Origin of the sequence: Amycolatopsis thermophila, assembly GCF_030814215.1 — a bacterium.
In the GTDB taxonomy this organism is placed as follows: domain Bacteria; phylum Actinomycetota; class Actinomycetes; order Mycobacteriales; family Pseudonocardiaceae; genus Amycolatopsis_E; species Amycolatopsis_E thermophila.
Map to the genome: position 1 here is coordinate 6,545,077 of NZ_JAUSUT010000001.1, position 25,115 is coordinate 6,570,191.

General features: G+C 69.8%; 25 protein-coding genes and 1 pseudogene. 10 read left to right on the top strand and 16 right to left on the bottom strand.

What is annotated here, in order from left to right:
- Positions 1-84 precede the first annotated feature (84 nt).
- Positions 85-2,760, top strand: a complete 2,676-nt coding sequence (locus FB470_RS32090; RefSeq protein WP_306997638.1) for a hypothetical protein — start codon at positions 85-87, stop codon at positions 2,758-2,760.
- A 371-nt stretch (positions 2,761-3,131) separates the two neighbouring features.
- On the opposite strand, the gene FB470_RS32095 is transcribed toward FB470_RS32090, so the two are convergent.
- The 9 genes from FB470_RS32095 to FB470_RS32135 all read right to left on the bottom strand — a co-directional run bounded on the left by FB470_RS32095 (position 3,132) and on the right by FB470_RS32135 (position 9,713).
- Positions 3,132-3,482 (bottom strand): DUF6907 domain-containing protein, encoded by a 351-nt coding sequence (locus FB470_RS32095; RefSeq protein ID WP_306997640.1) that lies wholly within the window; start codon positions 3,480-3,482, stop codon positions 3,132-3,134.
- Positions 3,479-3,757: a hypothetical protein gene (locus FB470_RS32100; RefSeq protein WP_306997641.1), complete on the bottom strand. Its 279-nt coding sequence runs from the start codon at positions 3,755-3,757 to the stop codon at positions 3,479-3,481. The genes FB470_RS32095 and FB470_RS32100 overlap by 4 nt, the downstream gene beginning before the upstream one ends.
- A 299-nt stretch (positions 3,758-4,056) precedes the next feature.
- On the bottom strand, positions 4,057-4,413 hold the full coding sequence (locus FB470_RS32105) for a hypothetical protein (protein WP_306997643.1): 357 nt from the start codon (positions 4,411-4,413) through the stop codon (positions 4,057-4,059).
- Positions 4,414-4,515: 102 nt separating this feature from the next.
- Positions 4,516-4,803, bottom strand: coding sequence for a hypothetical protein (locus tag FB470_RS32110; RefSeq protein WP_306997645.1), 288 nt, complete (start codon positions 4,801-4,803; stop codon positions 4,516-4,518).
- Between the two features lie 156 nt (positions 4,804-4,959).
- On the bottom strand, positions 4,960-6,075 hold the full coding sequence (locus FB470_RS32115) for an acyl-CoA dehydrogenase family protein (protein WP_306997647.1): 1,116 nt from the start codon (positions 6,073-6,075) through the stop codon (positions 4,960-4,962).
- Positions 6,076-6,085: 10 nt separating this feature from the next.
- Positions 6,086-7,309 carry an acyl-CoA dehydrogenase family protein gene (locus tag FB470_RS32120; RefSeq protein WP_306997648.1) on the bottom strand — a complete coding sequence of 408 codons (1,224 nt, stop codon included), beginning with the start codon at positions 7,307-7,309 and terminating at the stop codon, positions 6,086-6,088.
- Positions 7,306-7,704: a Zn-ribbon domain-containing OB-fold protein gene (locus tag FB470_RS32125; RefSeq protein ID WP_306997650.1), complete on the bottom strand. Its 399-nt coding sequence runs from the start codon at positions 7,702-7,704 to the stop codon at positions 7,306-7,308. The genes FB470_RS32120 and FB470_RS32125 overlap by 4 nt, the downstream gene beginning before the upstream one ends.
- Before the next feature lie 10 nt (positions 7,705-7,714).
- Positions 7,715-8,878 (bottom strand): thiolase family protein, encoded by a 1,164-nt coding sequence (locus FB470_RS32130; protein ID WP_306997652.1) that lies wholly within the window; start codon positions 8,876-8,878, stop codon positions 7,715-7,717.
- 10 nt (positions 8,879-8,888) lie between these two features.
- Positions 8,889-9,713 carry a crotonase/enoyl-CoA hydratase family protein gene (locus FB470_RS32135; protein WP_306997653.1) on the bottom strand — a complete coding sequence of 275 codons (825 nt, stop codon included), beginning with the start codon at positions 9,711-9,713 and terminating at the stop codon, positions 8,889-8,891.
- Between the two features lie 247 nt (positions 9,714-9,960).
- On the opposite strand from FB470_RS32135, the gene FB470_RS32140 reads away from it, so the two are divergent.
- Together FB470_RS32140 and FB470_RS32145 are read left to right on the top strand one after the other, a co-directional pair.
- Complete coding sequence (locus tag FB470_RS32140) at positions 9,961-12,342, top strand: CaiB/BaiF CoA-transferase family protein (protein WP_306997655.1); 2,382 nt, start codon at positions 9,961-9,963, stop codon at positions 12,340-12,342.
- A gap of 52 nt (positions 12,343-12,394) precedes the next feature.
- Positions 12,395-13,330 (top strand): LysR family transcriptional regulator, encoded by a 936-nt coding sequence (locus FB470_RS32145; protein WP_306997657.1) that lies wholly within the window; start codon positions 12,395-12,397, stop codon positions 13,328-13,330.
- A gap of 43 nt (positions 13,331-13,373) precedes the next feature.
- Here FB470_RS32145 and FB470_RS32150 read toward each other — a convergent pair.
- A pseudogene (locus tag FB470_RS32150) lies at positions 13,374-13,938 on the bottom strand (transposase family protein); the annotation flags it as partial.
- Between the two features lie 307 nt (positions 13,939-14,245).
- On the opposite strand from FB470_RS32150, the gene FB470_RS32155 reads away from it, so the two are divergent.
- Positions 14,246-15,538 carry an ABC-2 transporter permease gene (locus FB470_RS32155; RefSeq protein WP_306997659.1) on the top strand — a complete coding sequence of 431 codons (1,293 nt, stop codon included), beginning with the start codon at positions 14,246-14,248 and terminating at the stop codon, positions 15,536-15,538.
- Positions 15,539-16,324: 786 nt separating this feature from the next.
- Positions 16,325-16,699 (top strand): hypothetical protein, encoded by a 375-nt coding sequence (locus FB470_RS32160; RefSeq protein ID WP_306997660.1) that lies wholly within the window; start codon positions 16,325-16,327, stop codon positions 16,697-16,699.
- Positions 16,700-16,739: 40 nt separating this feature from the next.
- On the opposite strand, the gene FB470_RS32165 is transcribed toward FB470_RS32160, so the two are convergent.
- The 6 genes from FB470_RS32165 to FB470_RS32190 all read right to left on the bottom strand — a co-directional run bounded on the left by FB470_RS32165 (position 16,740) and on the right by FB470_RS32190 (position 21,063).
- Complete coding sequence (locus FB470_RS32165; protein WP_306997661.1) at positions 16,740-17,138, bottom strand: type II toxin-antitoxin system VapC family toxin; 399 nt, start codon at positions 17,136-17,138, stop codon at positions 16,740-16,742.
- The gene (locus FB470_RS32170) at positions 17,135-17,362 is read right to left on the bottom strand and encodes a type II toxin-antitoxin system Phd/YefM family antitoxin (protein ID WP_306997663.1); all 228 of its coding nucleotides are present in this window, start codon (positions 17,360-17,362) and stop codon (positions 17,135-17,137) included. Before FB470_RS32170 ends, FB470_RS32165 begins: the two co-directional genes overlap by 4 nt.
- A 53-nt stretch (positions 17,363-17,415) precedes the next feature.
- Positions 17,416-17,973: a hypothetical protein gene (locus tag FB470_RS32175; RefSeq protein ID WP_306997666.1), complete on the bottom strand. Its 558-nt coding sequence runs from the start codon at positions 17,971-17,973 to the stop codon at positions 17,416-17,418.
- Positions 17,974-18,247: 274 nt separating this feature from the next.
- Positions 18,248-19,846 carry a phosphoenolpyruvate--protein phosphotransferase gene (ptsP, locus tag FB470_RS32180; RefSeq protein ID WP_306997668.1) on the bottom strand — a complete coding sequence of 533 codons (1,599 nt, stop codon included), beginning with the start codon at positions 19,844-19,846 and terminating at the stop codon, positions 18,248-18,250.
- Positions 19,847-19,858: 12 nt separating this feature from the next.
- Positions 19,859-20,800: a sugar-binding transcriptional regulator gene (locus tag FB470_RS32185; RefSeq protein ID WP_306997670.1), complete on the bottom strand. Its 942-nt coding sequence runs from the start codon at positions 20,798-20,800 to the stop codon at positions 19,859-19,861.
- Positions 20,800-21,063 (bottom strand): HPr family phosphocarrier protein, encoded by a 264-nt coding sequence (locus FB470_RS32190; RefSeq protein WP_306997671.1) that lies wholly within the window; start codon positions 21,061-21,063, stop codon positions 20,800-20,802. The genes FB470_RS32185 and FB470_RS32190 overlap by 1 nt, the downstream gene beginning before the upstream one ends.
- Positions 21,064-21,190: 127 nt before the next feature.
- On the opposite strand from FB470_RS32190, the gene srlA reads away from it, so the two are divergent.
- From srlA to FB470_RS32215, 5 genes are all read left to right on the top strand, one after another.
- Positions 21,191-21,826, top strand: a complete 636-nt coding sequence (gene srlA / locus FB470_RS32195; RefSeq protein WP_306997673.1) for a PTS glucitol/sorbitol transporter subunit IIC — start codon at positions 21,191-21,193, stop codon at positions 21,824-21,826.
- Positions 21,823-22,857: a PTS glucitol/sorbitol transporter subunit IIB gene (srlE, locus tag FB470_RS32200; RefSeq protein ID WP_306997675.1), complete on the top strand. Its 1,035-nt coding sequence runs from the start codon at positions 21,823-21,825 to the stop codon at positions 22,855-22,857. The genes srlA and srlE overlap by 4 nt, the downstream gene beginning before the upstream one ends.
- A gap of 10 nt (positions 22,858-22,867) precedes the next feature.
- Entirely contained in the window at positions 22,868-23,245 is a 378-nt protein-coding gene (locus FB470_RS32205; RefSeq protein WP_306997677.1) for a PTS glucitol/sorbitol transporter subunit IIA, read from the top strand.
- On the top strand, positions 23,242-23,631 hold the full coding sequence (locus FB470_RS32210; protein ID WP_306997678.1) for a transcriptional regulator GutM: 390 nt from the start codon (positions 23,242-23,244) through the stop codon (positions 23,629-23,631). Before FB470_RS32205 ends, FB470_RS32210 begins: the two co-directional genes overlap by 4 nt.
- Positions 23,632-23,805: 174 nt before the next feature.
- Complete coding sequence (locus tag FB470_RS32215) at positions 23,806-25,107, top strand: NAD(P)H-dependent oxidoreductase (RefSeq protein ID WP_306997679.1); 1,302 nt, start codon at positions 23,806-23,808, stop codon at positions 25,105-25,107.
- The last annotated feature ends 8 nt before the right edge of the window (positions 25,108-25,115 follow it).

Genomic DNA, 25,115 nt, shown 5'->3' on the forward strand with positions numbered 1-25,115 from the left:
CGATGATCTTTTCTGCCGCTCCCGCCCAGCGGCAGACGTTTGAGAGGGCGGTTTTTCATGGTCGCGATCGTTGATGTAGCTGGGGTGCGTGTCCGCCCGGATCTGACCGGCTTCCGGCAGGAGTTGCGCGCCGGGTTGGCGCGGATCGACGACGACTTCCGCATCAACGTCCGCGCTGACCTCGATACGGGGGCGGCGTCGCGGGATCTGGCCGCGTGGCGGGCCCTTGAGAGCAGCCGGGGCACGATCACGCAGGAAGTCAGGATCGACCGGGACAAGCTGCGCGACGGGCTGTCTGACCTGGCCGGTGGGGTGGCCTCGTTCGGTCGGCTCGCCACGTCGGCCGCGATGGCGTCCACGCAGATCGTCAGTGCGGCCAACGCTGCAGCGACGGTCGGGCCGCTGCTGGCGTCCGCGGCGGGTGTCGGTGCGTTGCTGCCGGCCGCGATCGTGCCCGCGGTCGGCATCCTGGCCGCGGTGAAACTCGGCGCGGACGGCGCGAAGAAGGCGTTCGAGGGCACCAAGGGCACCGTCGCGGACCTCCGCAAGGAGGTGTCGTCCAGCTTCGAGAAGTCCCTCGAACCCGCCGTGCGGAACGTGAACAAGATCTTGCCCGGCCTGACGACGGGGTTGAAGTCGACCGCGACCGCGCTCGGCGGCATCGCGACACAGGCCACGAAGGCTTTCAGCAAGCCGGAGAAGATCCGCCAGGTCAACGACCTGCTCGTCGACGGATCGCGGGTCACGCAGAATCTCGGCAAGGCGTTCACCCCGGTCGTCGAGGGCTTCGTGAACATCGCGTCGATCGGCATTCCCACGCTCGTGCAGCTCACCCGGGGCGCCGGGTCGGCCGCTGACCGGTTCCGTGACTGGACGGCGTCCGCGGAGGGCACCAAGCAGATCGAGATGTGGATCCGCGGTGGTGTCGACGCCTTCCACGAGCTGTGGGACATCGCCGGGGATGTCGTCGACATCGGTCAGGAAGTGATCGGCGTCTTCCGCGAGGCGGGGATCGGCGTCACGGGCGGGCTCGGGCCGGCCGTGACCACGGTGAAGGAGTTCGTGCAGTCCGCGGAGGGGCACGCCACGATCCGCACGCTCGCGGACACGATCAAGCTCCTGTCGGACACCGTGCAGAACACGCTGGCCTACGCGTTCGAGACGCTGGGGCCGCCGCTGCAGCACGGCCTGGAGGGGTTCCAGGACCTCGTCGAGGCGGTCGGCCCGCACCTGCCCGCTGCGATCGACCTCGTCGGCGACGCGCTCGAAGGCGCAGGCAAGATCATGTCCTTCGTCGCGGGCATCATCGACGACCTGCCCGACGGCATGGTCGACGCCGCTATCAAGGCCGGTGTCCTGTACCTGGCGTTGAAGAAGTTCGGCGGGCTGAAGATCGCGAAGTCGCTGGCGTCGTCGTTCGGTGGCCTGCCCAGCATCCTCGGCAAGGCCGAGAAGGACGTCGCGGCGTCCGGCACGCGGGCCGCGTCCGGGTTCGGCGCCAAGTTCAAGGGCGCACTGGGCAAGATCGGGTTCGTCGCGATGGGCGCCACCATCGTCGAAGAGCTGACCAGCGGGATCTACAAGGGCCACACGAACAACTCGTTCGCGCGTGCGCTCGGCCTCGACGATGACGACGGCGCGATCTCCGGCGCGTTCAAGCTGTTCAAGACCGGTGCCGAGGAGACGGTCAAGGCCCTGTCGAACCCGGGTCACACGATCTTCGACGACATCATCCCGCAGATGCGGGAGTCTCTGGGACTGCTGCCCGAGGTGAAGACCTCGGTCGATCTGTTCGGCATGTCGATCGACTTCGCCAAGTTCAAGGCCGACGAAGGCGGCAAGGCGTTCGGTGACACCTTCCGCGGCATGGCCACCAGCGCGTGGGACTTCGCGAACAGCAGCACCGCCGCGGTGGGCACGGGTGTCGCAGGCATGACCGGGTCGATCTGGTCCGGCATGGGCCAGATGCAGGACTCCACACTGGCCGGCTGGGCCGGGATCGTGGGCGCCACGAACGCCGGCGGCCAGCAGATGGCCGACGCCACGCGAGCGAAGGCGCAGGCCGCGAAAGACGCGCTCGCCGGGAAAATGGTCGAGTCGATCGGCGTGGTCGGCTCCGGCTGGGCCGGCATCGTGGGGTCCTCGAACTCGGGCGCGGACGGCATGATCGGGGCCGCGCACCGGGGCGCCGGCGGCGTCCGGGGCGCGTTCTCCGATGGCGGCTGGTTCGGCATCGGGTCGGGCATCGTGTCCGGGATCGGCTCGGGGATCGCGGCCACGTCGGGTGCGCTGGCCCGCGAGGCGGCGCAGGCCGCGAAGAACGCGCTGGCCGCGGCCAAGAACGCGATCGGTATCCACTCGCCGTCCCGCGCCTTCCGCGACGAGGTCGGCAAGCAGATGATGGCCGGCTGGAAGCTCGGCGTTTCCAGCAACGAGAGGATGGTCGTCGGCGCCGTCCGGGACGTGGCCGACGAGCTGGTGTCCACCGCTCGCCGCAAGGTGACTGGTGTCGACTACGGCGCCGTGTCGCAGGCGTTGTGGGCTGCGCTGGACAGTGCGGGCGGGCGCGCGGCGGGCGCCCTCGCCGACCAGTTGCACGCGTCGGGCGGTGGGTCGCTGACGGCCGTGTACCCGACGCAGGGCGGCGGGATCGATGCGGCGGTGGAGCGGGCCCTGTCCAGCTGGTCGCTCGAGATCGACCGGCAGGGCGTGCTGTCCCTGTCCCGCCAGGCCACCCGCGACAACCTGGTTGGACGGTGACCCGAGGGTGACGAGCCGGGTGAACGCGCCCCGGCGGGGTGGAAACCCACCCGGCGAGTCACCTAGCCGCCTCACCCCCGGTGAGCTGCGGAAACAAGCGCAGGGTGACCAGGGTGAACGGGGTGAAAGGCCAGCGGCCGGCCAGCGGGCAGGGGAGCGGCTCGCTGTCCGGCCGCCACCGCACGAGTCCTAGGCCCCCGCGCCCCTAGCTCTAGGGGCCACCCCTAGGGCCCCACACGCCGCCTGAGCTGGGATCTAGGGCTCTAGGGGTGGCCGCTCACTTCGCTCACTTCGGTCACTTTTCGCAGGTCAACCGGAGTGGACAGCGGAAGTGACGCGCGAAGTGGAAACCCACTCCGCGCGCCACCCGATCACTCCCCCTCGACGGGCTCGAACCCACCCATCCGAGCGGCCTCGACCAGCCCCATCCCCAGCCGGTACGCCTCCGCCGGCGTCATGTCGTACAGCCCATCGCCGAGCGTGATCGTCGGCTCCGCCGCGTCCACGTGCTGATCGATCGACACGTCCACCACCACCGGATCCCACCCGCTCACACGCGGACCCAGCTGACGCGGCACCGCACGCAGCTTCGTCATCACCACCGACACGACCGGACCCCGATGGAAGTGGTAGCGCTCCTCCGGGTCGGTCGCCTCGCAGTGCTCCTCATCGCACCACTCCGGGCACGGCTTCGTCTGCCAGAACGGCCGGCGCCCGCTCATCGCGCACCCCCAGCCACCAGCTGCAGCTTGCCGCGCCGCTTCGTCCGGCGCCGCGCCGTCCCCGAGACGACGTGGAACCGCGGCCGCGCCGGCCGCGCCGGGGCGATCATCTCCAGCATCAGCTTCTCGACCGGGATGCCCTCCGCGTCGGCAACCGACTGGGTCATCCGCCCGACGAGCGTGTCGAGCTCACCACTCGGATAGGCGCAAGCAACCTGCAGCACCGCCACCAGGGCCTTGCGCCCAGGGGTGGACAGAGCAGTACCTTCATGCATGGGTCGGAACCTCGTTTTCCGATCAAGGCCCCGGCCGGTGTTGCAGTCACCGCGTCCGGGGCCGTCCTGTCTGGACGGATTCTCCGGCCGTAGACGCCAAGGGATTAGGCCCCTGACACTCGCCGGTCACCAGCAAAAGCGCTGGTGAGCACGCCGCACATGCGTCACGGACTCATAATCCCTTGGCCGCGGGTTCGAGCCCCGCCCGGCCCACCGGTTCTGACCAGGTGTTATGGGTCATTGCTTGATCCTCTTCTTGCGGCTTGTCCCTAGAAACGCTCCGCGGCTCCGACCCACGCTTACGTCATGAGCCACCCGGTCAGAGCTACCTCAGTGGGACCGACAAGGCCGCACACCGCCGGGCGCAGAAAGTCATGACGCGCTTGCAGGCACAGGTCGACCGCCAGCGCGGCCCCGCTTCTTCGGGGACGCGGTCCTACGCGATCAAGGAATGGCTCAAGACCGCCGACATCGAAGATCTGCCGCATGGAGCAGATCCGCCACACCCGGGCTTTCGAGGCGGTGAATCCGCGCCGGGCCAGTTCGGCGGCGATGAACCGGTACCCGTCGGCCAGGTCGTCGGCGTGGATGTCGAGCGCGGCGTTGCTCAGGTGCGCGTCGTCCCTGACCCGCTGGGAGACCGGGACGATCGCCACCGGTAGTAGGCCTGCCGGGAGATGCCCGGCACCGCGCACGTCACCGCGGCCGGCACCCTGTCGGGGCGCCGGCCGCGGCCAGTTCACGGACGAGCGGGAAGGCTATTTTCCCGGCAGATTGCCCTGCGCCAGATAAGCAGCCGCTGTGCGCAGGACTTCGTTTTCCCGCTCCAGCAGCCGGCTGCGTTTACGCAGTTCCCGCAGCTCAGCGGACTCCTCACGGGTCAGGTCAGGGCGGATGCCGTCCTCGACATCAGCCGTGCGCAACCAGTTCGCCAAACACCCCTCGGAAATCCCGACGTCCTTCGCGACCTGCGTCAATGCGACCTCGCCACGGCGGGCCACCGCGACCACGTCGTCACGGAACCCACGGGGATAGGGCTTGGGCACGATGACACCCCATCGCGAGCTGGCCATGCGCTTCCTGAGCGGGTGTACAGGTGGAGTCGCGACGTGATCCGCGCCCGAGCCGCCGGGTCCGCAGTACCTTGTGGACACGAGCAGGTCTCCACGATCGGAGGATGCTGGCCTCGTTCGTCGAAGCCGTCAGACGCCGATGCGCTGAGCCAGCGCTTCGCGGTGGGCGAAGGCGTCGCCGAGGAAGACCTCGGACGAGCGGGCGCGCTTGTAGTACAGGTGCGCCGGCACCTCCCAGGTGAAGCCCATGCCGCCGTGAAACTGGATGTTCTGGTGAGCGGCGGTGACGAAGGCTTCGCTGCAGTACGCCTTGGCCAGCGACGCGGCGACGGGCAGTTCGTCGTTGTCCTGCGCCGCGGCTTCGAGCGCGTAGTAGGCCGCCGACCGGGCCGATTCGACTTCGATGAGGACGTCGGCGGCCATGTGCTTGAGCGCCTGGAACGCGCCGATCACCTGACCGAACTGGACCCGGGTCTTCAGGTACTCGACGGACATGTCCAGCGCGGCTTGCGCACCGCCGGTCTGTTCGGCCGCCAATGCGACCGCGGCGAAGTTCAGCACTCGCCGGAGCACGGGGCCGCCACCGCCCTCGGCCCCGATCAGCCGCGCCGGAGTCGTGTCGAACTCGACGACGGCGAGCTTTCGCGTTTCGTCGAGCGTGATCGACGGCCGCCTGGTCACCCCGGCGGCCGCCGGGTCGACGGCGAACAACGAGATGCCGCTGGCCGTGCGGGCGGGCACGATGACGAGGTTGGCGGTGAGGCCGTCGAGCACGAAGTGCTTGGCGCCGCTGAGTGTCCAGCCGTCGGGGGTGTGGGTGGCCGGCACCGTGATGCCGCTGTCGTCCCAGCGTCCGTCCTCTTCGGTCAGTGCGACGGTGGCGATCAGGCTGCCGTCGGCGATCGCGGGCAGGTACTGCTGCTTCGCTTCCTCGTCGCCTGACTCGAGCAGGGTGGTCGCCGCGAGCACGACGGTGGAGAAGAACGGCGCGCACAGCAGGGCCCGGCCCATCTCCTCGAGCACGATGCCGAGCTCTGTCCAGCCGGCCCCTTGGCCGCCGTACTGCTCGGGGATCGCCAGGCCCTGCAAGCCGACCTCGCGGGCCATCTGTGTCCACACGGCCGGGTCGTAGCCCTCGTCGGTGGCCATCAGGCGACGCACTTCGGATTCCGGCGACTTGTCGCGCAAGTAGTCCCGGACGAGCTCACGCAGTTGCAGCTGGTCTTCGGTGAACGATCCGAACACGGTGGTCCTCCTATTTTCCGTCCGGGCGGGCGGTGCCGCCCTTGCGCACGTCGCGGAACGGCACGCCCCGGTCGGGTTCGTACCCCTTGGGCAGGCCGAGGATGCGCTCGCTGATGATGTTGCGCTGGATCTGGTCGGTGCCGCCGCCGATGGAGTTGATGAACGACCACATCATCTGGTGGTCGACTTCGTAGGCGGCCTTGTCGGCGGGGTCGTAGAGCATTCCGCGCGCGCCGATGAGCCGGAACTTCAGCGCCCACGATTCGTGCAGGATGCGCGAGTTCGCCAGCTTGCCCAGCGACGCCAGCGAGGATCCGCCGCCGGCTTCGATCTCCTTCTTCGCTCGGACCGCGTTCCAGTCGTTCACCAGCCGCCACGAGTGGATGCGCATGATGTTCTGCCGGACCGCTTCGTCGCCGAGCTTCCCGGCGGCGCGGGCCGCTTCGATCAGGTCATCGGACGCGGTGAAGATCGGCGCCCGGCCGCCTTCCCCCTGCGCGCGAGCGCCGAGCTCGAAGCCCATCGTGCGGCGTTCTTCCTTCAGCGCGGTCTGCAGGACGCGCCAGCCGTCGTTCAGTTCGCCGACGAGCGTGCCGGCGGGGATGCGGACGTCGGTGAGGAAGACCTCGTTGAAGTCAGATTCGCCGGTCATCTGCTTGATCGGGCGGACCTCGATGCCGGGGAGGTCCATCGGGATGATGAAGAAGCTGATGCCGGCGTGCTTGGGCACGTCCCAGTTCGTCCGGGCGAGCAACAGCGCGAACTGGGCCTCGTGGCCGCCGGTGGTCCAGATCTTCTGCCCGTTGACGACGAACACGTCGCCGTCACGCTCGGCGCGGGTCTGCAAACCGGCCAGATCCGAGCCGTTGCCCGGCTCGCTGTAGAGCAGGCATCCGCGGGTCAGCTCGCCGGACAGCAGCTTCGGCAGAATGTCGCGTTTGAGCTCGGGCGAGCCGAATTCGACGATCGTGTTGCCGGCGAGCGCGGTGAAGGCGCGGGTCTCGACCGCCGCGCCGGGCGCCCCGACGGCGGCGAACTCCGCAGCCACCGTCTTCGCGTCCGCGCGGGACAGGCCGCGCCCGAACGCGTCCCGCGGCCAGGTCGGGGCGGCCCAGCCGGCCTCGACCACGCGGCGCCGCCAGTCGGCGTCGTCGGTGCCGTGCCAGTTGGCTGCCAGCCAGGCACGCACCTCATCGGCGAGCTCGCCGGTTGCCCGCTCTTGTTCGATGGTCATAGCGCGGTCCTCTCGATCGCGGTGAAGTACGGGATGGTTTCGTCGCCGGCTTCGGCGAACGCGACTTGGACACGGAGTCCGAGGAGGTCGGCGTCCGGGTCGACGCCGTCGAGGGCGGTCCACCACCACGGGCCTTCGTCGAGCTCGACGATGCCGACGGGGTGCCGGCTGGTGGTGCCGTCGGCCTGGCGCCGGTGCACGACGGACCAGCTGACGACGGTGCCGGTGCCGGCGGCAGGCACGTGTTCGTAGCGATCGGGATCGATGGTGGTGTCGAACTGGGGCGCGAGCAGCGTGCCCGTCTGTGTGTCGCGGACGAGCAGGAACTGGTCCCGCGCGGTCCCGTCGAGGAAAGCCGCGGTCGCCGCGTCGCGGCGCACTGGAATTCCGAGCATGGTCTCCCCCTCAGTCGTCGGTGCCGAGGATCAGCGTCGAGTGGTAGTCGAGAACCCCGCCGTTGCCCGAAACGAGCACGCGGTCGTGCCGCTCGACCTGGCGGTCACCGCCTTGACCGCGGGCTTGGACGACGCCTTCGTGCACCGGCGTCATGCCCCACATGTAGAAGGCGCTCAGCTCGCCGCCGCCGGTGTTGACCTTCAGCTTTCCGCCGGGGCCGAGCATCCCCGGTTCGGACAGCGCCGGACCGCCTTCGCCCTTGGGCACGAAGCCGTAGTCCTCCAAGGTGAGCAGGGCGGTGAAGGTGTAGCAGTCGTAGACCTCGACGACGTCGATCTCGTCGAGCGTGACCCCGGCCATCTTGAGTGCCCGCGGGCCGGCCGAGGCGGCTCCGCTGACGAGGCCGAAGTCGTCGTTGCGGAGCCCCGCGTTCCCCGGGTGTGCCTGCGCCCAGCCCAGTACCCGCACCGGAGGCTGCCGCAGGGCGCGAGCGCGGTCGAGCGAGGTGACGACGACGGCGACCCCGCCGTTGCTGACCAGGCAGCAGTCGTACAGGTGGAACGGTTCTGCGATGTAGCGGCTGGCGTGGTACTCCTCCAGCGTCAGCGGGGTTCCGTAGAACTGCGCGATCGGGTTGAGCTGCGCCCACTCCCGCTGCGCCACCGCGATGTGACCGAAGTGGTCCTGCGTCGTGCCGTACTTCTTCATGTGGCGGCGGGCCGCCAGTGCGTACATGGTGTTGGCCGAGGAGATCCCGCTCGCGGCCGTGATACCGCGCCAGCCCGTGGCCACCGACCTGGCCGCGTAGGATTCCGACACCCGGGTCTTGTCCTTGAGCGGGTCGTCGGCCCACACGACGGCGATGGTGTCGGCCATGCCGGACTGCACGGCCATCGACGCGTACTGGATCATCTGCGCAGCCGTAGAACCGTAGCCCTGCATGTAGGTCAGCAGCTTGAGATCGGTGAGGCCGAGGTCACCTTGCAGGTGGATCCCCATCGAACCGGTGACACCGCCGGACATGAGCAGCCCGTCGACGTCGGTCAGATTCAGCCCCGCGTCGTGGACGGCGAGGCGGACCGCCTCGGCGGCGAACTGCGGCGCAGTCCGGCCGTAGACCTTGCCTTGTGCGGTGATGCCCAGACCGGCGATCGCCGGCTCCCTGAACGACATGGTGGTCCCTCTACTTTCCCTGCCACCGCGGCACGCGCTTTTCGGCGAATGCCCGCATGCCCTCCTGGGCGTCGGCGCTGGTGATGACGTTCTTGCCTTCGACTTGCGAGCGCTCCCAGTCCGGCTGCTCGGCCACGACGGCACCGTTGGTGATGCCGCGGGCGATGCGCTTGCTCGCCTGCACCGCCACCGGGGCGTTGGCCATGACCCGGCCGGCCAGCTCGAAGGCCGCGTCCAGCAGCTCTCCGGCCGGCACCACCCGGTTGACCAAGCCCAGCTCCGAGGCTCGTTGCGCGGAGATCGGCTCGCCGGTCAGGATCGCTTCCATCGCGATCTTGACCGGGATCTGCCGGCCCAGGCGGAACGCCCCGCCGGCGCCGGCGTAGATGCCGCGCTTCACCTCGGGAAGGCCGAAGGACGCGGTGTCCACGGCGACCGCGAGATCGCTGGCCAGCACGATCTCCGTGCCACCGCCGAGGGCGAAACCGTTGACGGCGGCGATGACCGGCTTGGAGATCGCGTGCCGCACGAACCCAGCGAAGCCCCACCGTTCGACGCGGGGATCGTCGAGGTGAACGCCGGCCGCGGCTTGCTTGAGGTCCTGCCCGGCGCAGAAAGCCTTCTCGCCCGCGCCGGTGACGATCACGACCCACACGTCGGTCTGGTCTTCCGCGTAGTCCAGTGCTTCGCCGATCCCGAGGGTGACCTGCGTGTTGACGGCGTTGCGGGCGTCCGGGCGGTTGATCGTCACGAGCAGGACGTGCCCGTGCAGCTCGACCCGGACGGCGTCGCCGCCGGCGGTCGGCACGACGGTCGCCGTCGCGGGATCGGTCATCGCTTCCTCACTTCGTTGTGCTTTCGCGTGCTCTGCCATCCACGGTCGCACCATTCGAGCAGGGCGTAAACGATCAGCCCGCTCACGACCACGTGAGCCGTTGGGAAACGCACCGGTGTCGTGATCTGTGATGTACAGCAACACAGATGCCGCGCCAACATCGATTGCGGGACAGCTCTTCCCGACCATCCAGATGTCCTCATGGACCCGGGTGTCCGCATTTCGTCCGCCGACAAGGAGGTTGGTCTTGACCGACAACACCCCCAGCTACGACCCGCCGCTGCTCGGTGTCCAGGTGGTCGATCTCGTGTCCGGTCCCATGCAGGCCGTCGGCCGGCACCTCCTGGACCTCGGGGCCTCCGTGCACCGAGTGCGTCTGAGCGGCGTGACCAGCGACGCCGGCTCCGGACCCGTCGTCGACGGTGTTGCGCTCGGCAGCGTGCTCGCCGCCCGCGGCGCCACGGAGTCGGCGCTCACTCCGGACTCGCAGACCTGGCAGGACCTGCTCGCGGACGCCGACCTGCTCATCGAGAACACGGCGCCGGGAAGTGCGGCAGAAAGCAGACTTGACGTCGAGGCGATTCGCCGGGCGCACCCATCGCTGGTGATCCTGTCGGTCAGCGACTTCGGCCGTGGCAACGCGTTCAGCACCTGGCAGGCCACCTCACCGGTTTTCCACGCACTGACCAGCGAACTGTCGCGCTCCGGTCTGCCCGGCCGGCCGCCGCTCATCCCGCCTGCCGAGCTGCCTTACGACGTCGCGTCGGCTCAGGCCGTGTTCCAGCTGCTGAGCCTCTACCTCGACCGGCTGCGCACCGGAGCCGGAAACCGGATCGACTTCTCCGTCCTCGACGGGGCGATGCAGACGCTCGACCCCGCCTACGGCATGGCCGGCAGCGCCGCGGCCGGCGTCCCGCCCAGTCAGGCGCCCCGCGGCCGGGCCGACGAGCGGTACAAGTACCCCATCATCCCGTGCAAAGACGGGTTCGTCCGCATCTGCGTGCTGGCCAAGCGGCAGTGGCGCGGCATGTTCGCATGGATGGGCCGGCCCGAGGAATTCGCCGACGCGAAGTACGACAACCTCATGGTCAGGTTCGGCTCACCGACGCTGCTGCCCGCGATCGCCGGGTTCTTCGCCGACAAGACCCGTGCCGAGCTCGAACAGCAGGGCCAGGAACACGGCGTTCCCACCGCCGCCGTCCTGACGCTGGACGAAGCGCTGCAGACCGAACAGATCAAGGCACGGGCGTTCCTGCGCGACGTCGAACTCGCTCCGGGCGTCACCGGCCCGGTCCCAGCCGGTGTCGTCGAGATCGACGGCGCCCGTGCGTGGGTCGACGACGTCCCCGCCGCCCCTGCACCGAGCCGCACGGTGGAGCGCACCAGCGGTCGCCCCAGCGGCCTTCCGCTCTCGGGACTGCGGATCCTCGACCTCGGGGTCATCGTGGTCGGCGGCGACACCGGCCGCCTCTTCGGCGACCTCGGCGCCGATGTCATCAAGGTCGAGAACTCCGCCTTTCCGGACGGCGCCCGCGCCGCGCAAGGGGCGACCGGGATGGCGCCCGGCTTCGCCGCCGGGCACCGCAACAAGCTCAGCATCGGGATCAACCTGCGCGATCCCGAAGGCCACCGGCTCCTGCGCGAGCTCGCCCGATCCGCCGACATCGTCCTGACGAACTTCAAGCCGGGAGTGATCACCTCTCTCGGCCTCGACTACGCCTCGCTCCAGGACGTCAACCCCGGCATCGTCGTCGTCGACAGCTCGGCGTTCGGCCCGACCGGCCCCTGGGCCAAGCGCCTCGGCTACGGCCCGCTCGTCCGGGCCGCCGCCGGGTGCACCGACCAGTGGGTCTACCCGGGCGAACCGGGTAGCTTCAGTGATGCGGTCACCGTCTACCCGGACCACGTCTGCGCCCGGATCGGTGCCTACGCCGCGCTCGCCCTGCTCGTACGGCGCCGGCGGACCGGACGCGGTGGCTCGGTCAGCATCGCTCAGTCCGAGGTGATGCTCAGCCACTTCGCCACGAGGATCGCCGCCGGTGCACGCGCGGACGGGCCCGAGCACGACGCGCCATGGGGCCTGTTCCCCGCCGCGGGCGACGACGAATGGGTGGCGGTAACCATCCGTGACAACGCGGACTGGACCGCACTGTGTTCGGTGATCGACCGGCCCGACCTATTGGCCGACCGGTCGCTCGCCGACGCCGCCGGTCGGGACGGCCAACGTGATCGCGTCGACGAAGCGGTCGCGGCGTGGACCGCGCTGCACTCTCCTGCCGATGCGATGGCTGCCCTGCAGGCCGCCGGCGTCCCGGCCGGCGCGATGCTGCGTGGAATCGACCTGCCTGAGTGGGACTACTACCGCGCACGCCGGTCCTTCCGCGACGAGCCCCACCCGCTCAGCGCGGAGCCCTATGTGCTGGAAAACGTGCAGATCCATGCCGACGGAATCACCGATCCGCCACTGCGCCCCGCGCCCCTGCTCGGTGAGCAGACCTACGAGATCGCCCGGGAACTGCTGGACCTCGACACCACCCACGTCGACGATTTGGTGCGGCGGGGAGTGCTCGAAGCCAGCAGCACGCGGGTCGAGCCGGCGCCGGGCAGCGTCACGGCCGACCCGCGCTGAACCGGCCTATGATCGGTGACAGCGAGTCACCGAGGACACGTGGGACGGCCAGATGGAGATTGACTTCACCCGCCTGAAGTACTTCCTGGCGGTCGCGGACGAACTGCACTTCAAGCGCGCCGCCGAGCGGCTGCACATCACGCCACCGCCGCTGAGCAAGCAGATCAAGCTGCTCGAACGGGAGCTCGGCGGCGCGCTGTTCGAACGCGATTACCACGAGGTCCGCCTGACACCCCTCGGCGAAGCATTGGTCGAACCGGTCCGGAGGATCCTCGAGCAGGTAGCCGAACTGAAGGTCACCGCCGACACCGTCATCAAGCAGGTCGCACCGCTGCGCGTCGGCGCCACCGCTTACGCCCCGTCGGACCTGGTCAACGCGTTCGAAGACGCCGTGGCGAGCCTGACTTCGACTCCCACCGTCTTCAGCATCCCCGGTTCCGCGGCCGAGGTGGCCGCCCACCTCGTCGCGGGGCACCTCGACCTGGGCTTGATCCACCTGCCGCCCACCGACGAACGCATCGACTACCGCGTCATCGCCAAGTACCGCAGCGGCATCGCGGTGCGCAGCGACGACCCGCTGGCCGAAAAGGACCTCATCGTCCTCGACGACCTGCGCGACCGGGAGGTCGCCGTCGACTTCGCCGGCGCCAACCCGTTCATCCTGGCCAACGTGACCCGCCGGCTCACCGCCCGCGGGATCACCAAGCTCGTCCAAGCCAGCCCGACCGGAAGGGGCAGCGAGATCGAGGTGGCCGCGCAGGTCCGTTCGCGCCACCTGGCCGTGATGATCAGCTACGCGCCGACTTCTTTCCTCGGCCGGGTGTTCTCGCCGCCGGAGTTCACGCTGATCCCGATCGACGAAGACAGCTGGGAGGCCGGCGAGCTGGCCATCGCGTGGGCGCGCGAGCGAAGCAGGCAGCACGTCGCTCTCGAGCCGGCTATCGACGAGCTGGTAGCGGCCTTCCACGGCGGCTCGCCCAGCGCCTAGATGTACCTGGCCATCATGTAGGCCCACTCGGTTTGCAGGGTGCGGTTGAAGCGTGGGTGGCGAACCAGGCCGCGACGCGTAGCAGGACCCGGCGCAGGTGGAGCCGCGTTCGTCGGCGTGGATTTCGGCGTAGGCGAGCCGGATTGGTCATCCACGGCGGCGTGGACGTAGTCATAGCCCGGGCCGCGTGCCGAGCGGGGGGCAGGTGCCGCGGCCATGGGCGCGCCAGCCCCCGCCGGGTGGGTTTTTGCCGATCCTTTTCACGTCCAGATGCACCGGGTCCCCGGGTGCGGGGTGCTCGTAGCGGCCGGTACGGCGGGTGGCGCGGATACGCTGCCCGGTCACCGGATCACACTCGGCCAGCCGGGGCGGCCCATGCCGGGCCAGGATGCGTGACACCGTGCGCACCGGGACACCCGTCTCTCGGGTGATCCGCGCGGGGCCGCAGCGCAACCCCAGCCTCGTTTCGATGACCCGCCGCCCGGTCTCGGCCGTGGTGCGGCGGAAGTGTGCTGCGGCGGCTGGATCGGTTGGCCAACCCGGCCAGCGACCCGCGTGACCAGCAGCAGACGAGCATGAACGGTCAAACGAGCGTCAGCGTGTCCCACAGAGGCCTCCGGCTAGGGTGACTGACTTCGCGATCACCACCGCACCGACACGCCGTCACCAACCTCACGGCCAAGTGCACCTGGGTGTACCGGTTCCCTGGTCGTGTCGGTCGGCCTGCTGACAACGACGACGGGAGTGCGGCGACGCTACCGCTGCTCGCCCACGGCGCACTGACCCGAGTTCTCCGTCGCGCTTGTGGGGTAAACTCGGCGGGCGGCCGGCGGCCTGGTGGTAGTTGCAGCGGGCGGGCTGCTCCCCCCGAACCCCGGGGGCGGATCGTGTCGGGCGCGGCCCCCGGGAGAGCCGATGGACGACGACGAAACGGACCGGACCGGCCTCCGGCGGCTGACCGGCGCGTACCGCCGGGTCTACGGCCGGCTGCCGCCACCGGTGCAGCTGGTCGGGTTGCAGCTATGGCTGCCGGTGGCCTTCATCGTCCTGTTCTGCTTCTGTTACATCGCCGCCTTCCACGCGCCGAAGATCCACCAGGCCCCGGCCGCGGTGGCCGCCCCGGCCCCGGCGGTGGCCGCCCTCCAGCAGGCGACCGGGACCGCCGTCGACTACCGCACCGTCGCCGACGCCGCCGCAGCACAGGCCGAAGTCCGCGACGGGTCGGTCATCGGCGCCCTGGTCGACACTACGGGTGCGCACCCGACGCTGTACGTGGCCAGTGCCCACCAATACCAGACGGCGACGATCGCCCAGAGCCTGTTCACGCCGGTCTTCGCCGCGCAGGGCAAACAGCTGACCGTGCAGGACCTCGCCCCGCTGCCGCCGTGGGACTCCTTCGGCATGACGACGATGTACCTGATGCTCGCATGGTGCATCGGCGGCTACATGGTCTCGATGTTCATCGGGATGATGGGCGCCCCGCTGCTGCACCGCACCCGGGTCGCGATCATCGTGGGCGGCGCGGTGGTCCTGTCCCTCGTGTCCAACCTGCTGGCCGGTCCGGCGATCGGCGCATTCCACGGCCACTTCTGGCAGCTGACCGGTATCGCGATCGGCTGGATCATCGCGATCGGGCTGACCGTCAACGGGCTGAGCTACTTCGCCGGCCGGTTCATCACCCTGCCGGCGATCCTGCTGTTCGTCTTCCTGTCCATCCCCTCCAGCGGCGCCGCCTACCCGACCTGGATGCTCCCGTCGTTCTTCGGCGATCTGCAGCACTACGTCGTCGGCTACGGCATGACCGAGATGATCAAGCGGACGCTGTACGGGGTGGGCCAGCCCTACGCCTTCGGCCTGCTGCAGATCCTCTGCTACGCCGCGGCCGGGGTGGTGCTCATGGCGATCGGCAAGCCGTTCCGGCAGCGACGGGAGGTCCGCCGGATTCTGGCGCAGCGGACCACGATGATGGCCGACGCGCAGAACGCCAACCGGGAGCAGGGACTCAAGCTCCGCGAGCGGGTCCTCGCGCATTACGGAGTGCCAGACGCAGACAGCGCCGAGGACGCAGAGGATGTCCTGGCCGGTGAGGAGCTCACCGGTGACGCGTTCTCCAACTACGGCCGGCCGCTGTCCGGCCTCGAAAGCGGCCCCGGCCGCGATGAGCACCGCACACACGCGAAGGGCCGACCGGCACCGCCCGAGCGGTAGCGCACGCACATCCGCCGTGGGGCGTCAGCAGACCGGCCTTCCTGACCAGCGGTCCGGGCTGCTGGGGACACCCCTTCACTTCGGGGGTGAGGTGGCGCCCGCGACTTGCCGCCAACTCCCCCCATGTGCTCTCACGGGGGAATCGGCGTTCGAATGCCCAGGCCTTCATACCCACCAACTCATCTTGCTGCCGAACTCACCTGCCGGTGATTCCGCCACCGGCCACCCCGGCGGCCGGTCGCGGGCAGCAGTGGTTCGATGTGGGCCGAAGCGGTGTCGGTGAGTTCATGCCGGCCGAGCATCCCCCAAGCCTGAATCACACCCCTGAAAGGTTGCCAGGACAGGCCCAAGTTGTACCCACCCCGTCGGCTGCATGGGTTTGCTCAAGGTTTGGTTGACACCTCACCTTTGAGACTGCGGTCTCGCCTGCCGCGCAGCAGGTTCTCGACGCACTGAACACCGGGGACATGCTCGAAGTCCACTTCGGCTCGGGACACAAGTACTCAGCCGGGAAGGTCTGGAAGCAGAACTTCAGCCCGATGCGGTTTTCCGGCTGGTTGTCGAAGGACTTCGACGGCTACCGGTTCACCGGGGAGAAGCCCGTTAGCGTCGAAGGGGCACAAGCCATCCACGATGCGATCCACGAGAACGGCGACGATTCCCTGTTTGCCTGGATCGTCGACTACTGTTGCGAAGGATGGCTGATCTGTGACGACAGTTCAGGCGAAGCGGCCGACTTCTTCCATCTCGACGCGGACGAACGGCTCCCCTCGCCGGGGCGTGACGGTGACCGACTACGAGGTCGTGGTGAGCCAGGCGCTGAAGAACCTGATGTACCTGGATCGGCGCCGGCTGATCGGTCGCCTCAGCCGCCCTTCACTTGCCGATCCGGCGAGCTGGATCGACGGCGATCGGGTTCACGACAAAGGGGCGGGCTTTCTGGAGAAGCTCGAAGCTGCCGGGGCGCAGGGGCGGACCGAAGTGGTGATCGTGCAACCCAATCTCAGCAGAGGGCGGTACCGGCGGCTGACTGCGGACATCGAGGCCGGCATCGTCTCCCGCGACACCCTGCGCCTGCAACTGCTCGAGATGCTGCTGAAGACCGCGCGACTGGCCGCTGTCCGGTACGTGACCGATCTGACCATGATCGGCAGCGGCTGATGAGCATGCACTGGGCCACCCGTGGCGCCGGCGATCCAGGTCACGACAGAACCTGAACTCCTGACAGGGTTTGGAAGGCCTCGTCGGCGGTGGCCAGTGGCAGTGATTCCACCATGCACTGCGCGGCGATCATCCGGTCGAACGGGTCCCGGTGCTGCCATTCCATGGACCCCGCGAGGAGGCTGTGCTCGTCGGTCACGGGAACGCTCTCCACCGCCAGCCGCTCAAGGTGCTGCCGGTAGGCGCGCACCAGGACCTCGGCCTGGGGCAGCTTGCCCAGGCGCTGCTTGGTCGCGATTTCCCAAGCCGAGGCCGCGGAGACGAACAACTCCGTCCGCCGATCGGCGACTGCGGTGCGGACCGGGTCGGAAAGCCGGTCGGGTTCGGTCAACGCCCACAGCAGCACGTGCGTGTCGAGCATCAATCGTCGGCGCGTCACGCCTCCCACGCCGCGAGCTCATCGTCGGGAAGCGGCTCGAAGAACGAGTCCGGAACGCGGTACGGCACGAAACCCAATTCCCTGTCCGGCGGCTCCTGAATCGGCACCAGCCGGGCCACCGGGACGTCCCCCCGCGCGATGACGACTTCCTCGCCCCGCTCGACGTCAGCCAGGATCGCGGACAGCCGCGTCTTGGCCTCCTGCACCTTCACCGTCCGCTCCACGCCACCCACGCTACTTGACCAACCAAGACTAGTCAACGTTGGTCACCTCGGTGTCAGGCCGGTGATGACCGATGTTCGTGGTGGTCGAGGCGGTGATGTGCGCGGTCCCGCTCGAGCAGCTGCCGAATGCCCCAGGTGGTTCCGCAACCTCGGTCCCATGTCCAGCGAGTCCGCCGCGAAGCTGTTGCAGGAGCAGTACCAGGACGCGGTGGACAAATTCGCCGCGCCCTGGCCTCGCGGTAGTTGTCCCGGCCCGGGTGCTCCCCCGAGATGACGCGGAAGTACTCGACCAGCCTGTCGAGCGCGACGGGCAGGTCCAGAACCTCGGCTGTGCCGTCGGCCTGCAGGTACGGCCGTTCCAGTCGTCGGACGAGACGCACACCGACACGCGGGCGTCCCTGCGTCCGTCCGCGCGTCCCCACCGCGTTCCCGAAGTCGAACGCCGACGTGCTCGGCGCGGAGGCGAGAGTGGGCGCGGAACCACCAAACCGCACAGCCAGACCGACGAGCACCGGGTTCGCGGTCAACCCGACCAGGCCCAGCAGCGTGACGAGGACGACCGCGGCCCCAACCCGGCCCGACAACCGGCAGAGCGCGAGCAGCACCACCACCGTCGCCGACGCCGGGTCACATGACAGTGCCCGGCATCGGTATCACTCCTCGTTTCGGTGGTGATTCCAGCGGCGAGCGTGCTGGTGTCGATCACGAACCGGCGTTAACCGGGCGAGCTCGCCGACCCGCGGCACCTGCCCGGCGGGGTGTCCGGCGCGTAACTGCACAAACCACCGAGCCACCAACGGTTCACCGTGCCAGCGTCCCCAGCAGTACCGGGATGACGACCGAACCCGGGACCCAGGTGGTACCCAGCCACCGGACGCTGGACGTTCAGCCCGCCGCCAGTGCCCGCCTGGCCTCCTCCTCGCAGTCGGACGTCGTGGCTGTCGCCAGGGAGGCTCCGACCGTCTGGATCGCCGCCGGGTTCATCGACAGGCTGGTCATCCCGAGGCCGACCAGGACGCGCGCCAGCCGCGGGTCCGCGGCCGCTTCCCCGCAGACCCCGGCCGGCTTGCCAGCTGCCCGGGCGGCGTCGCCGATCAGCTGGATCAGCCGGAGCAGAGCCGGCTGCCACGGGTCGTTGAGGCTCGCCACCGCACCGAGCTGCCGGTCGGCGGCAAAGGTGTACTGCGCGAGGTCGTTGGTGCCGACCGAGACGAAGTCGGCCACCTCCAGGATCTCCCCGGCGGCCAGGGCCGCGGCGGGAACCTCGATCATCACCCCGGCCCGCGCGATCCCCGCGGCCCGGGCCCGCCGCGTGAACCAGTCCGCCTCCTGCGGGGTCGCCACCATCGGCGCCATCACCGACACCTCGGCACCCGAATCGGCCGCCGCGGCGGCGATCGCTTCCAGCTGGCGGTCCAGCACGTCCGGCCGTTCGAAGGCGACACGCAGTCCGCGCACCCCCAGGGCCGGGTTCGGTTCGGGCTCCGGGACGAGGAACGCGAGCGGTTTGTCCGCCCCGGCGTCGAGCGTCCGGACCACCACGGGCTTGCCAGCGAACGGCGTCAGCACCGCGGTGTAGGCAGCCCGTTGCTCGGCAACGGAGGGCTCGGCGGGTGCGTCCAGGTAGCAGAACTCGGTGCGGAACAACCCCACACCTTCGGCCCCGGCCGCCGCGGCCGCGCGGGCGTCCGCGACGGAGCCGACGTTGCCGAGGATCTTGACGCGGTGCCCGTCCGCGGTGGCACCGACACCGTTCCAGTCCGCCGACGCCGGCCGACCCGCGACCAGCACCGGCGCGCGGGGATCGGCGGGCTCGACGATCCCGCTGTCCCCGTCGACGAGGAGTGCCTCGGCGTCGAGTTCCAGCACGCCGCGCACCGCCACGACCGCGGGGATCCCCAGGGCCCGCGCGAGGATCGCGGTGTGGCTGGTCGGCCCGCCCTGTTCGGTCACCAGCGCGAGAACCTTGTCGGGGTCGAGCCCCGCCGTGTCGGCCGGGGCGAGATCGCGGGCGACGAGCACGCTCGGCGAGGACACCTCCGGCACGCCCGGTGGCTCGACGCCGAGCAGTTCGGCGACGATGCGGTCCCGCACGTCCTGGATGTCGCGCACCCGCTCGGCGAGGTATCCACCGGCGGCGGCCAGCGACCGGGCGAACCCGTCCGCGGCTTCGTACACCGCACGCGGCGCGGGCACGCCTTCCACGGTGACCAGCCGTTCGGCCTCAGCGACCAGTCCGGGATCGTTCGCCATCGCCGCCGTCGTGAACAGGATGTCCGCCGGTTCGCCGTTCGCCGCGGCGGCGAGCTTCTCGAGCCGCTGCGCGACAGCCGCCGCGGCGGGCGCGATCCGGGCCGCCTCGGCCGCGGGATCGGCGGGCGCCGGGGTGCGCGGAGGTTCGCCCAGCGATTCGGTGACCCGCACCGCGGGACCACTCGCACGCCCCGGGCTCACCGCGACCCCGGACAGCCTCGTTTCCAGCATGCACAACACCTTTCAGTCGAGCAGTGCACCGGCCAGCGACTGGTCGCAGATCAGCACATCGAGCACACCGGTGCGCAACGCACCCAGCGTGCCGCGCGCCTTCTCCGTCCCGGCCGCGACACCCGCAACCGTGGGGATGCCGGCCAGGTCGGCGAACGACGTGCTGATCACCCGGTCGTCCACCGGTCCGGGCACCGGATGCCCGTCGGCGTCGAAGAACCGGGCGCAGAAGTCGCCCACCGGGTGGTGGCCTTCGAACTCGTCACGTTCCTCCGGCGTCAGCTCCATGGCCTCCAGCAGGGCCGCTGAGGACCCCACACCCACGCTGCCGATGCCGACGACCGCGACGTGCACCTTGCGCGCCCGGTCCAGCGCGTCCCGGATGGACGGTTCGGCGAGCAGGATGTCCCGTCCCGCCTTGGAAGTCAACAGCGCGGGCGCGTGCAGGAGCTGGAAGCGACCGCCGAGGCGCGCGGCCAGGTCGCGGACCAGTTCCTCGCCGGTGATCGCGGATTCGACCGACGACAGGCCGCCCACCAGCGGCAGCACCTCGACGTCGAGCACGCTCTCCTCGGGCACCTGCTGCACGACCGCCTGCAGGCTGCGCCCCCACGACACCCCGACCCGCTGCCCGGAGTGCAGGTTCTCCAGCAGCCAGCGGGCGCCCAGCTCACCGACGCGCGGCAGCGGGCGCTCCCCCGCGGCGTTTTCCGCGACCCGGCAGTCGCGCAACCCGAACCGGGCGGCGAGCTCGCCCTCGGTGTCCAGGTCTCGTCCGGCGGGGTCGTTGATGCGGATCTGCACGATGCCGCGTTCCCTGGCCGCGGTCAGCATCCGGGACACGCTGGAGCGGCTCACGCCGAGTGTCTCGGCGATCTGGTGCTGGGAGCGGCCTTCCTCGTAGTACAGCCGCGCGGCCTTGACCAGCAGCTGCTGTTCGCGGGGCGGCGGCATCAGGCGTCCGCAGTGGACACCAGCCGGGACAGCTCGGCGAGTGTCGCCTCGGCGTTGTCGCCCTCGGCGCTGATCACGACCTCCTCGCCGTGCCCGATCGCCAGGCCCAGCACCGAAAGCATGCTGCGCGCGTCGACCGGGTCCGCACCGGGGCGGGCGATCGAGACCGGTCCGCCGTGCCGGGCCGCGGCCTTGACGAACTGGCTCGCGGGACGGGCGTGCAGACCGACCGGCGAGGCGATCCGGACTGTGATCTCAGGCATGTCGCTCCTTCGCATTGGGGGTTGTGAGCCGCTGGACCGGCATGTTACACACATCACTGTCAAACGTGAAGAAGAACTGCACAAATGTGCGCACGCGTTTGCTCAGGGGGCCGACAAGGAGGAAATTATGGAGGAGCTTGCTGTAATGGCGCAGCAGGCGGACACCGGGTCCAGTTCCGGTCCCCTCGGTGTCCTCGAGTGGCTCGGCAGCCACTTCATCGGGTTGTTCAACGCCTCCGGCAAGCAGTTCGTGAGCCTGGTGACCGGAATCCTGCCCACTCTGATCGTCCTGCTGACCGCGATGTACGCGATCACGACGTTCATCGGTGAGCAGCGCGTCACCAGGGCGGTCCGCTGGTCGGCGCGGTGGTGGATCACCCGCTACACGATCATGCCGATCCTGGCCGTGCTGATGCTGACCAACCCGATGGCCTACTCGTTCGGCCGGTTCCTGCCGGAACGGCACAAGCCCGCGTTCTACGACTCGGCGGTGTCGTTCGTGCACCCGGTGACCACGTTCTTCCCCTACGCCAACGCCGGCGAGCTGTTCGTGTGGCTGGGCGTGGCCAACGGGGTGGCCCAACTGGGACAGTCGACCGTGCCGCTGGCGTTGCGGTACTTCCTGGTCGGCATCGTGGTGATCTTCATCCGGGGCGTGGTGACCGAGCGGATCACCGCGTTCATGATCAAGCGGACGGGGCGGACCGAGGTGTTCGCGGACTTCGACCGGCAGTTCGAGGCGGCCAAGGGGGGTGCGAAATGACCGAAACCCACACCTCCCGCGCGGTGTTCGTCCGCGCCGGTGAAGGCGGCTGGGGCAAGGGCCTGCTGCTGCGGACCGACGGCAAACGCGACAAGGTCCTGTCCGTGACGGGCGGCGGCATCCACCCGGTGGCGGCCCGGATCGCCGAGCTGATCGGCGCGGAGGCCGTCGACGGGTTCCGCACGTCCGTGCCCGACGACGAAGTGGTCGCCGCGGTGATCAACTGCGGCGGCACGGCCCGGATCGGGGTCTACCCGCGCAAGGGACTGCCCACTGTGGACGTCTACCCGGGCGCGCCGGGTGGTCCGCTGGCGAAGTTCATCACCGAGGAGCTGTTCGTCTCGGCCGTCGGCGTCAAGGAGATCACCGAGGCGGACAGCGACGCGCCGGCCGCCGGTGGGACGCCGCCGAAGGTGCCGCCACGGGAAGAACGCCCGTCGGCCCGCGATGTCGCGGCGACGGTCACCGGCGGGCAGTCGACCGGGTTCGGGCGGGCGTTCGATTCGGTGTCCGGGGTGTTCGTCAAGTTCGGGTCGGCCGTCGGCTCGTTCGTGAACACCATGCTGGCCTCCGGTCGCCAGACGGTGGAGCTGACCCTCACCACGATCCTGCCGTTCATGGCCTACGTCAGCCTGCTGCTGGGCATCGTGAACTACACCGGCATCGCCCGCGGCATCGCGAACGTGCTGTCCCCGATCGCGAGCAACCCGCTCGGGCTGGTCGTGATCTCGCTCGTGGTGTCGCTGCCGTTCCTGTCCCCCATCCTCGGACCGGGGGCGGCGATCGCGCAGGTGGTCGGCACGCTGATGGGCAGCCAGATCGCGATCGGCGCGCTGCCGGTGCAGTACGCGCTGCCGACGCTGTTCGCGATCAACGGCCAGGTGGGCTGCGACTTCATCCCGGTCGGCCTCGCGCTGGGCGAGGCGAAACCCGAGACCGTCGCGGTCGGCACCCCCGCGGTGCTGATCAGCCGCTTGATCACGGCGCCACTGGCGGTCATCATCGCCTGGGGCGCGAGCTTCGGACTGTGAGGTGTCGACGATGACTGTGTACTACGAGAGCACGATCCTGCGAGCCGGCGAAGAGGCGCAGGACATGGTGGACGGCGGCGTGGTGATCCTCTACGCCGATCCGATCCCGGACGCGCTGGAAAGCGTCAGCGTCGTGCACTCCCCCGCCGCGAAACCGGAACGAGAGGTGCGCGTCGGCGACATCTTCCGGCTCGGTGACGCGGAGATCGAACTGACCGCGGTCGGTGAGCGCGCCCACGAGAACCTGCAGACGCTCGGGCACATCGTGGTGTACCTCAACCCGGACGAGGGCACGACCCTGCTGCCCGGCGCGGTGCACGGCAAGGGGACGGTGTCGCTGCCGGCCGCCGGGGCGACGCTGTCGCTGAGCGGCGGGAGTCCGACGTGACCTGGCAGGCCGCCGCGTTCCTGGTGGCCGGGTTCGTGGTGGCGGGTTTCTTCAGCTACCGGCAGCACGTGCGGTACGCCCGGGTGGTCAACCAGGTCGCGACGGAGGAGAACCGGGCCGGCGTACTGCTGGTGACCGGGCGGGCCAAGGGCAAACTGCGCGGCGCGGTGGTCCTGCTCGTGGTCGACCGGGGGCGGAACACGGTGACCAGGGCCCTGGCCATGGAGGGCGCCTCGGTGTTCGCCAGGTTCCGGGAACGTCCGGAGCTGACCGGCCCGCTCGGCGCCCTCGCCGACCGGGCTCCCTCGAAGGCCGTGGCCAAGGCAGCGGCCGACGCGCTGACGATGGTGTCCCGGCTGACCGCGGGGCAACGCGCGGCCGCCTGATTCTCCGGGAAAAGGGGCCGGCTTCCACCTGGAAGCCGGCCCCTTTTCCGTTTCCGGTTCTGCACGAATGTGCAGATATTGCGAAGACTTGTGCTGATTCCCGGCGCCGTGGTACCAAGATGTCACTGAAGTGCATATGACGTGCACATTTGTGCAAACGGGGAAGGTGTCGAGATGAGCTACGTCGATCGGCTGCGGGCCCGGGAACGCGAACTGGGCCGGCCGGTCCGCATCGGGCTGGTGGGCGCGGGCCAGATGGGGCTGGGTTTCGTCGTGCAGGCCGCCCGGATCGACGGCATGGAGGTCGCCGCCATCGCCGACATCGCCCCAGACCGCGGGGTGCGGGCCTTCGCGCGCGCCGGCCGCGGTGACGTCCGGACGGACGGGGACCTGGCGAGCGCGGTGGAGCGGGGACAGGCGGTCGTGGTCGACGACGCGCTGGCCCTGACCCACCTGCCGGTCGACGTGATCGTCGACGCGAGCGGCGTGCCCGAGGTCGGCGCCCGGGTCGCGTTCGCGGGCCTGCTGGCGGGCAAGGACATCGCGCTGCTCAACGTGGAATGCGACGTCACCGTCGGCCTGCTGCTGTCCCGGATGGCCGCCGGTCTCGGCCGCGTCTACACGGTCTGCCGCGGCGACGAACCCGTGGAGTGCAAGGCCCTCGTGGACTACGCGCGCGACATCGGCTTCACGGTGGTGTGCGCCGGAAAGGGCAAGAACAACCCGCTCGACCCGACGGCCACGCCGGACTCGGTCGCCGCCGAGGCCGCCGCGAAGGGCATGAACCCGCACATGCTCGCCAGCTTCGTGGACGGCTCGAAGACCATGATCGAGATGGCCGCCCTCGCCAACGGTGTCGACCTGCGGGTGAGCCGCCGCGGCATGACCGGCCCGTACTCCACTGTGGACGATCTGGGCAAGATCTTCCGCCCCGAGGCCGACGGCGGGCAGCTGCCGGAGGCCGGTGTCGTCGACTACTGCACCGGTCCGGTCGCGCCGGGCGTGTTCGTGATCGGGCACTGCGACGATCCGGTGGTCGTCGAGGAGATGGCTTACCTCGGCATGGGCCCGGGCCCGTACTACACCTTCTACCGCCCCTACCACCTGGCCAGCGTGGAGGCGCCGCTGTCGGTCGCGCAGGCGGTGCTCGACCGGACCCCCAGCCTCGCCCCCGTCGCGTGGAACGCGGAAGTGCTGGCCGTGGCGAAGCGGGACCTGGTGGCGGGCGAGCTGGTCGACGGCATCGGTGGCGAGACCGTCTACGGCATCACCGATTCCGCCGAGGCGGCCCGGGAGGGCGGCCACGTGCCGCTCGGCCTGGTCAGCGGCGCCCGCGTGCTGCGCGACGTGCCCGCCGGCACCGTGCTGACCTCGGCCGACGTCGCGATCGACGAGACCACCACGATCGCGTCCCTGCGGCGGCTGCAGGACCGGCTCCTGCAGGGCGAGCCCGTGCGGGACCTGGTCGCGGCCTGAAGGAGATG

What these genes read in the sequence shown, in the direction of transcription:
- FB470_RS32120 (WP_306997648.1), bottom strand. Translation starts at nt 7,309, where the DNA reads ATGACCATCGAACAAGAGCGGGCAACCGGCGAGCTCGCCGATGAGGTG.
- FB470_RS32130 (WP_306997652.1), bottom strand. Translation starts at nt 8,878, where the DNA reads ATGTCGTTCAGGGAGCCGGCGATCGCCGGTCTGGGCATCACCGCACAA.
- FB470_RS32205 (WP_306997677.1), top strand. Translation starts at nt 22,868, where the DNA reads ATGACTGTGTACTACGAGAGCACGATCCTGCGAGCCGGCGAAGAGGCG.
- FB470_RS32145 (WP_306997657.1), top strand. Translation starts at nt 12,395, where the DNA reads ATGGAGATTGACTTCACCCGCCTGAAGTACTTCCTGGCGGTCGCGGAC.
- FB470_RS32155 (WP_306997659.1), top strand. Translation starts at nt 14,246, where the DNA reads ATGGACGACGACGAAACGGACCGGACCGGCCTCCGGCGGCTGACCGGC.
- FB470_RS32190 (WP_306997671.1), bottom strand. Translation starts at nt 21,063, where the DNA reads ATGCCTGAGATCACAGTCCGGATCGCCTCGCCGGTCGGTCTGCACGCC.
- srlE (WP_306997675.1), top strand. Translation starts at nt 21,823, where the DNA reads ATGACCGAAACCCACACCTCCCGCGCGGTGTTCGTCCGCGCCGGTGAA.
- FB470_RS32100 (WP_306997641.1), bottom strand. Translation starts at nt 3,757, where the DNA reads ATGCATGAAGGTACTGCTCTGTCCACCCCTGGGCGCAAGGCCCTGGTG.
- ptsP (WP_306997668.1), bottom strand. Translation starts at nt 19,846, where the DNA reads ATGCTGGAAACGAGGCTGTCCGGGGTCGCGGTGAGCCCGGGGCGTGCG.
- FB470_RS32125 (WP_306997650.1), bottom strand. Translation starts at nt 7,704, where the DNA reads ATGCTCGGAATTCCAGTGCGCCGCGACGCGGCGACCGCGGCTTTCCTC.
- FB470_RS32135 (WP_306997653.1), bottom strand. Translation starts at nt 9,713, where the DNA reads ATGACCGATCCCGCGACGGCGACCGTCGTGCCGACCGCCGGCGGCGAC.
- FB470_RS32185 (WP_306997670.1), bottom strand. Translation starts at nt 20,800, where the DNA reads ATGCCGCCGCCCCGCGAACAGCAGCTGCTGGTCAAGGCCGCGCGGCTG.
- FB470_RS32095 (WP_306997640.1), bottom strand. Translation starts at nt 3,482, where the DNA reads ATGAGCGGGCGCCGGCCGTTCTGGCAGACGAAGCCGTGCCCGGAGTGG.
- FB470_RS32215 (WP_306997679.1), top strand. Translation starts at nt 23,806, where the DNA reads ATGAGCTACGTCGATCGGCTGCGGGCCCGGGAACGCGAACTGGGCCGG.
- srlA (WP_306997673.1), top strand. Translation starts at nt 21,191, where the DNA reads ATGGAGGAGCTTGCTGTAATGGCGCAGCAGGCGGACACCGGGTCCAGT.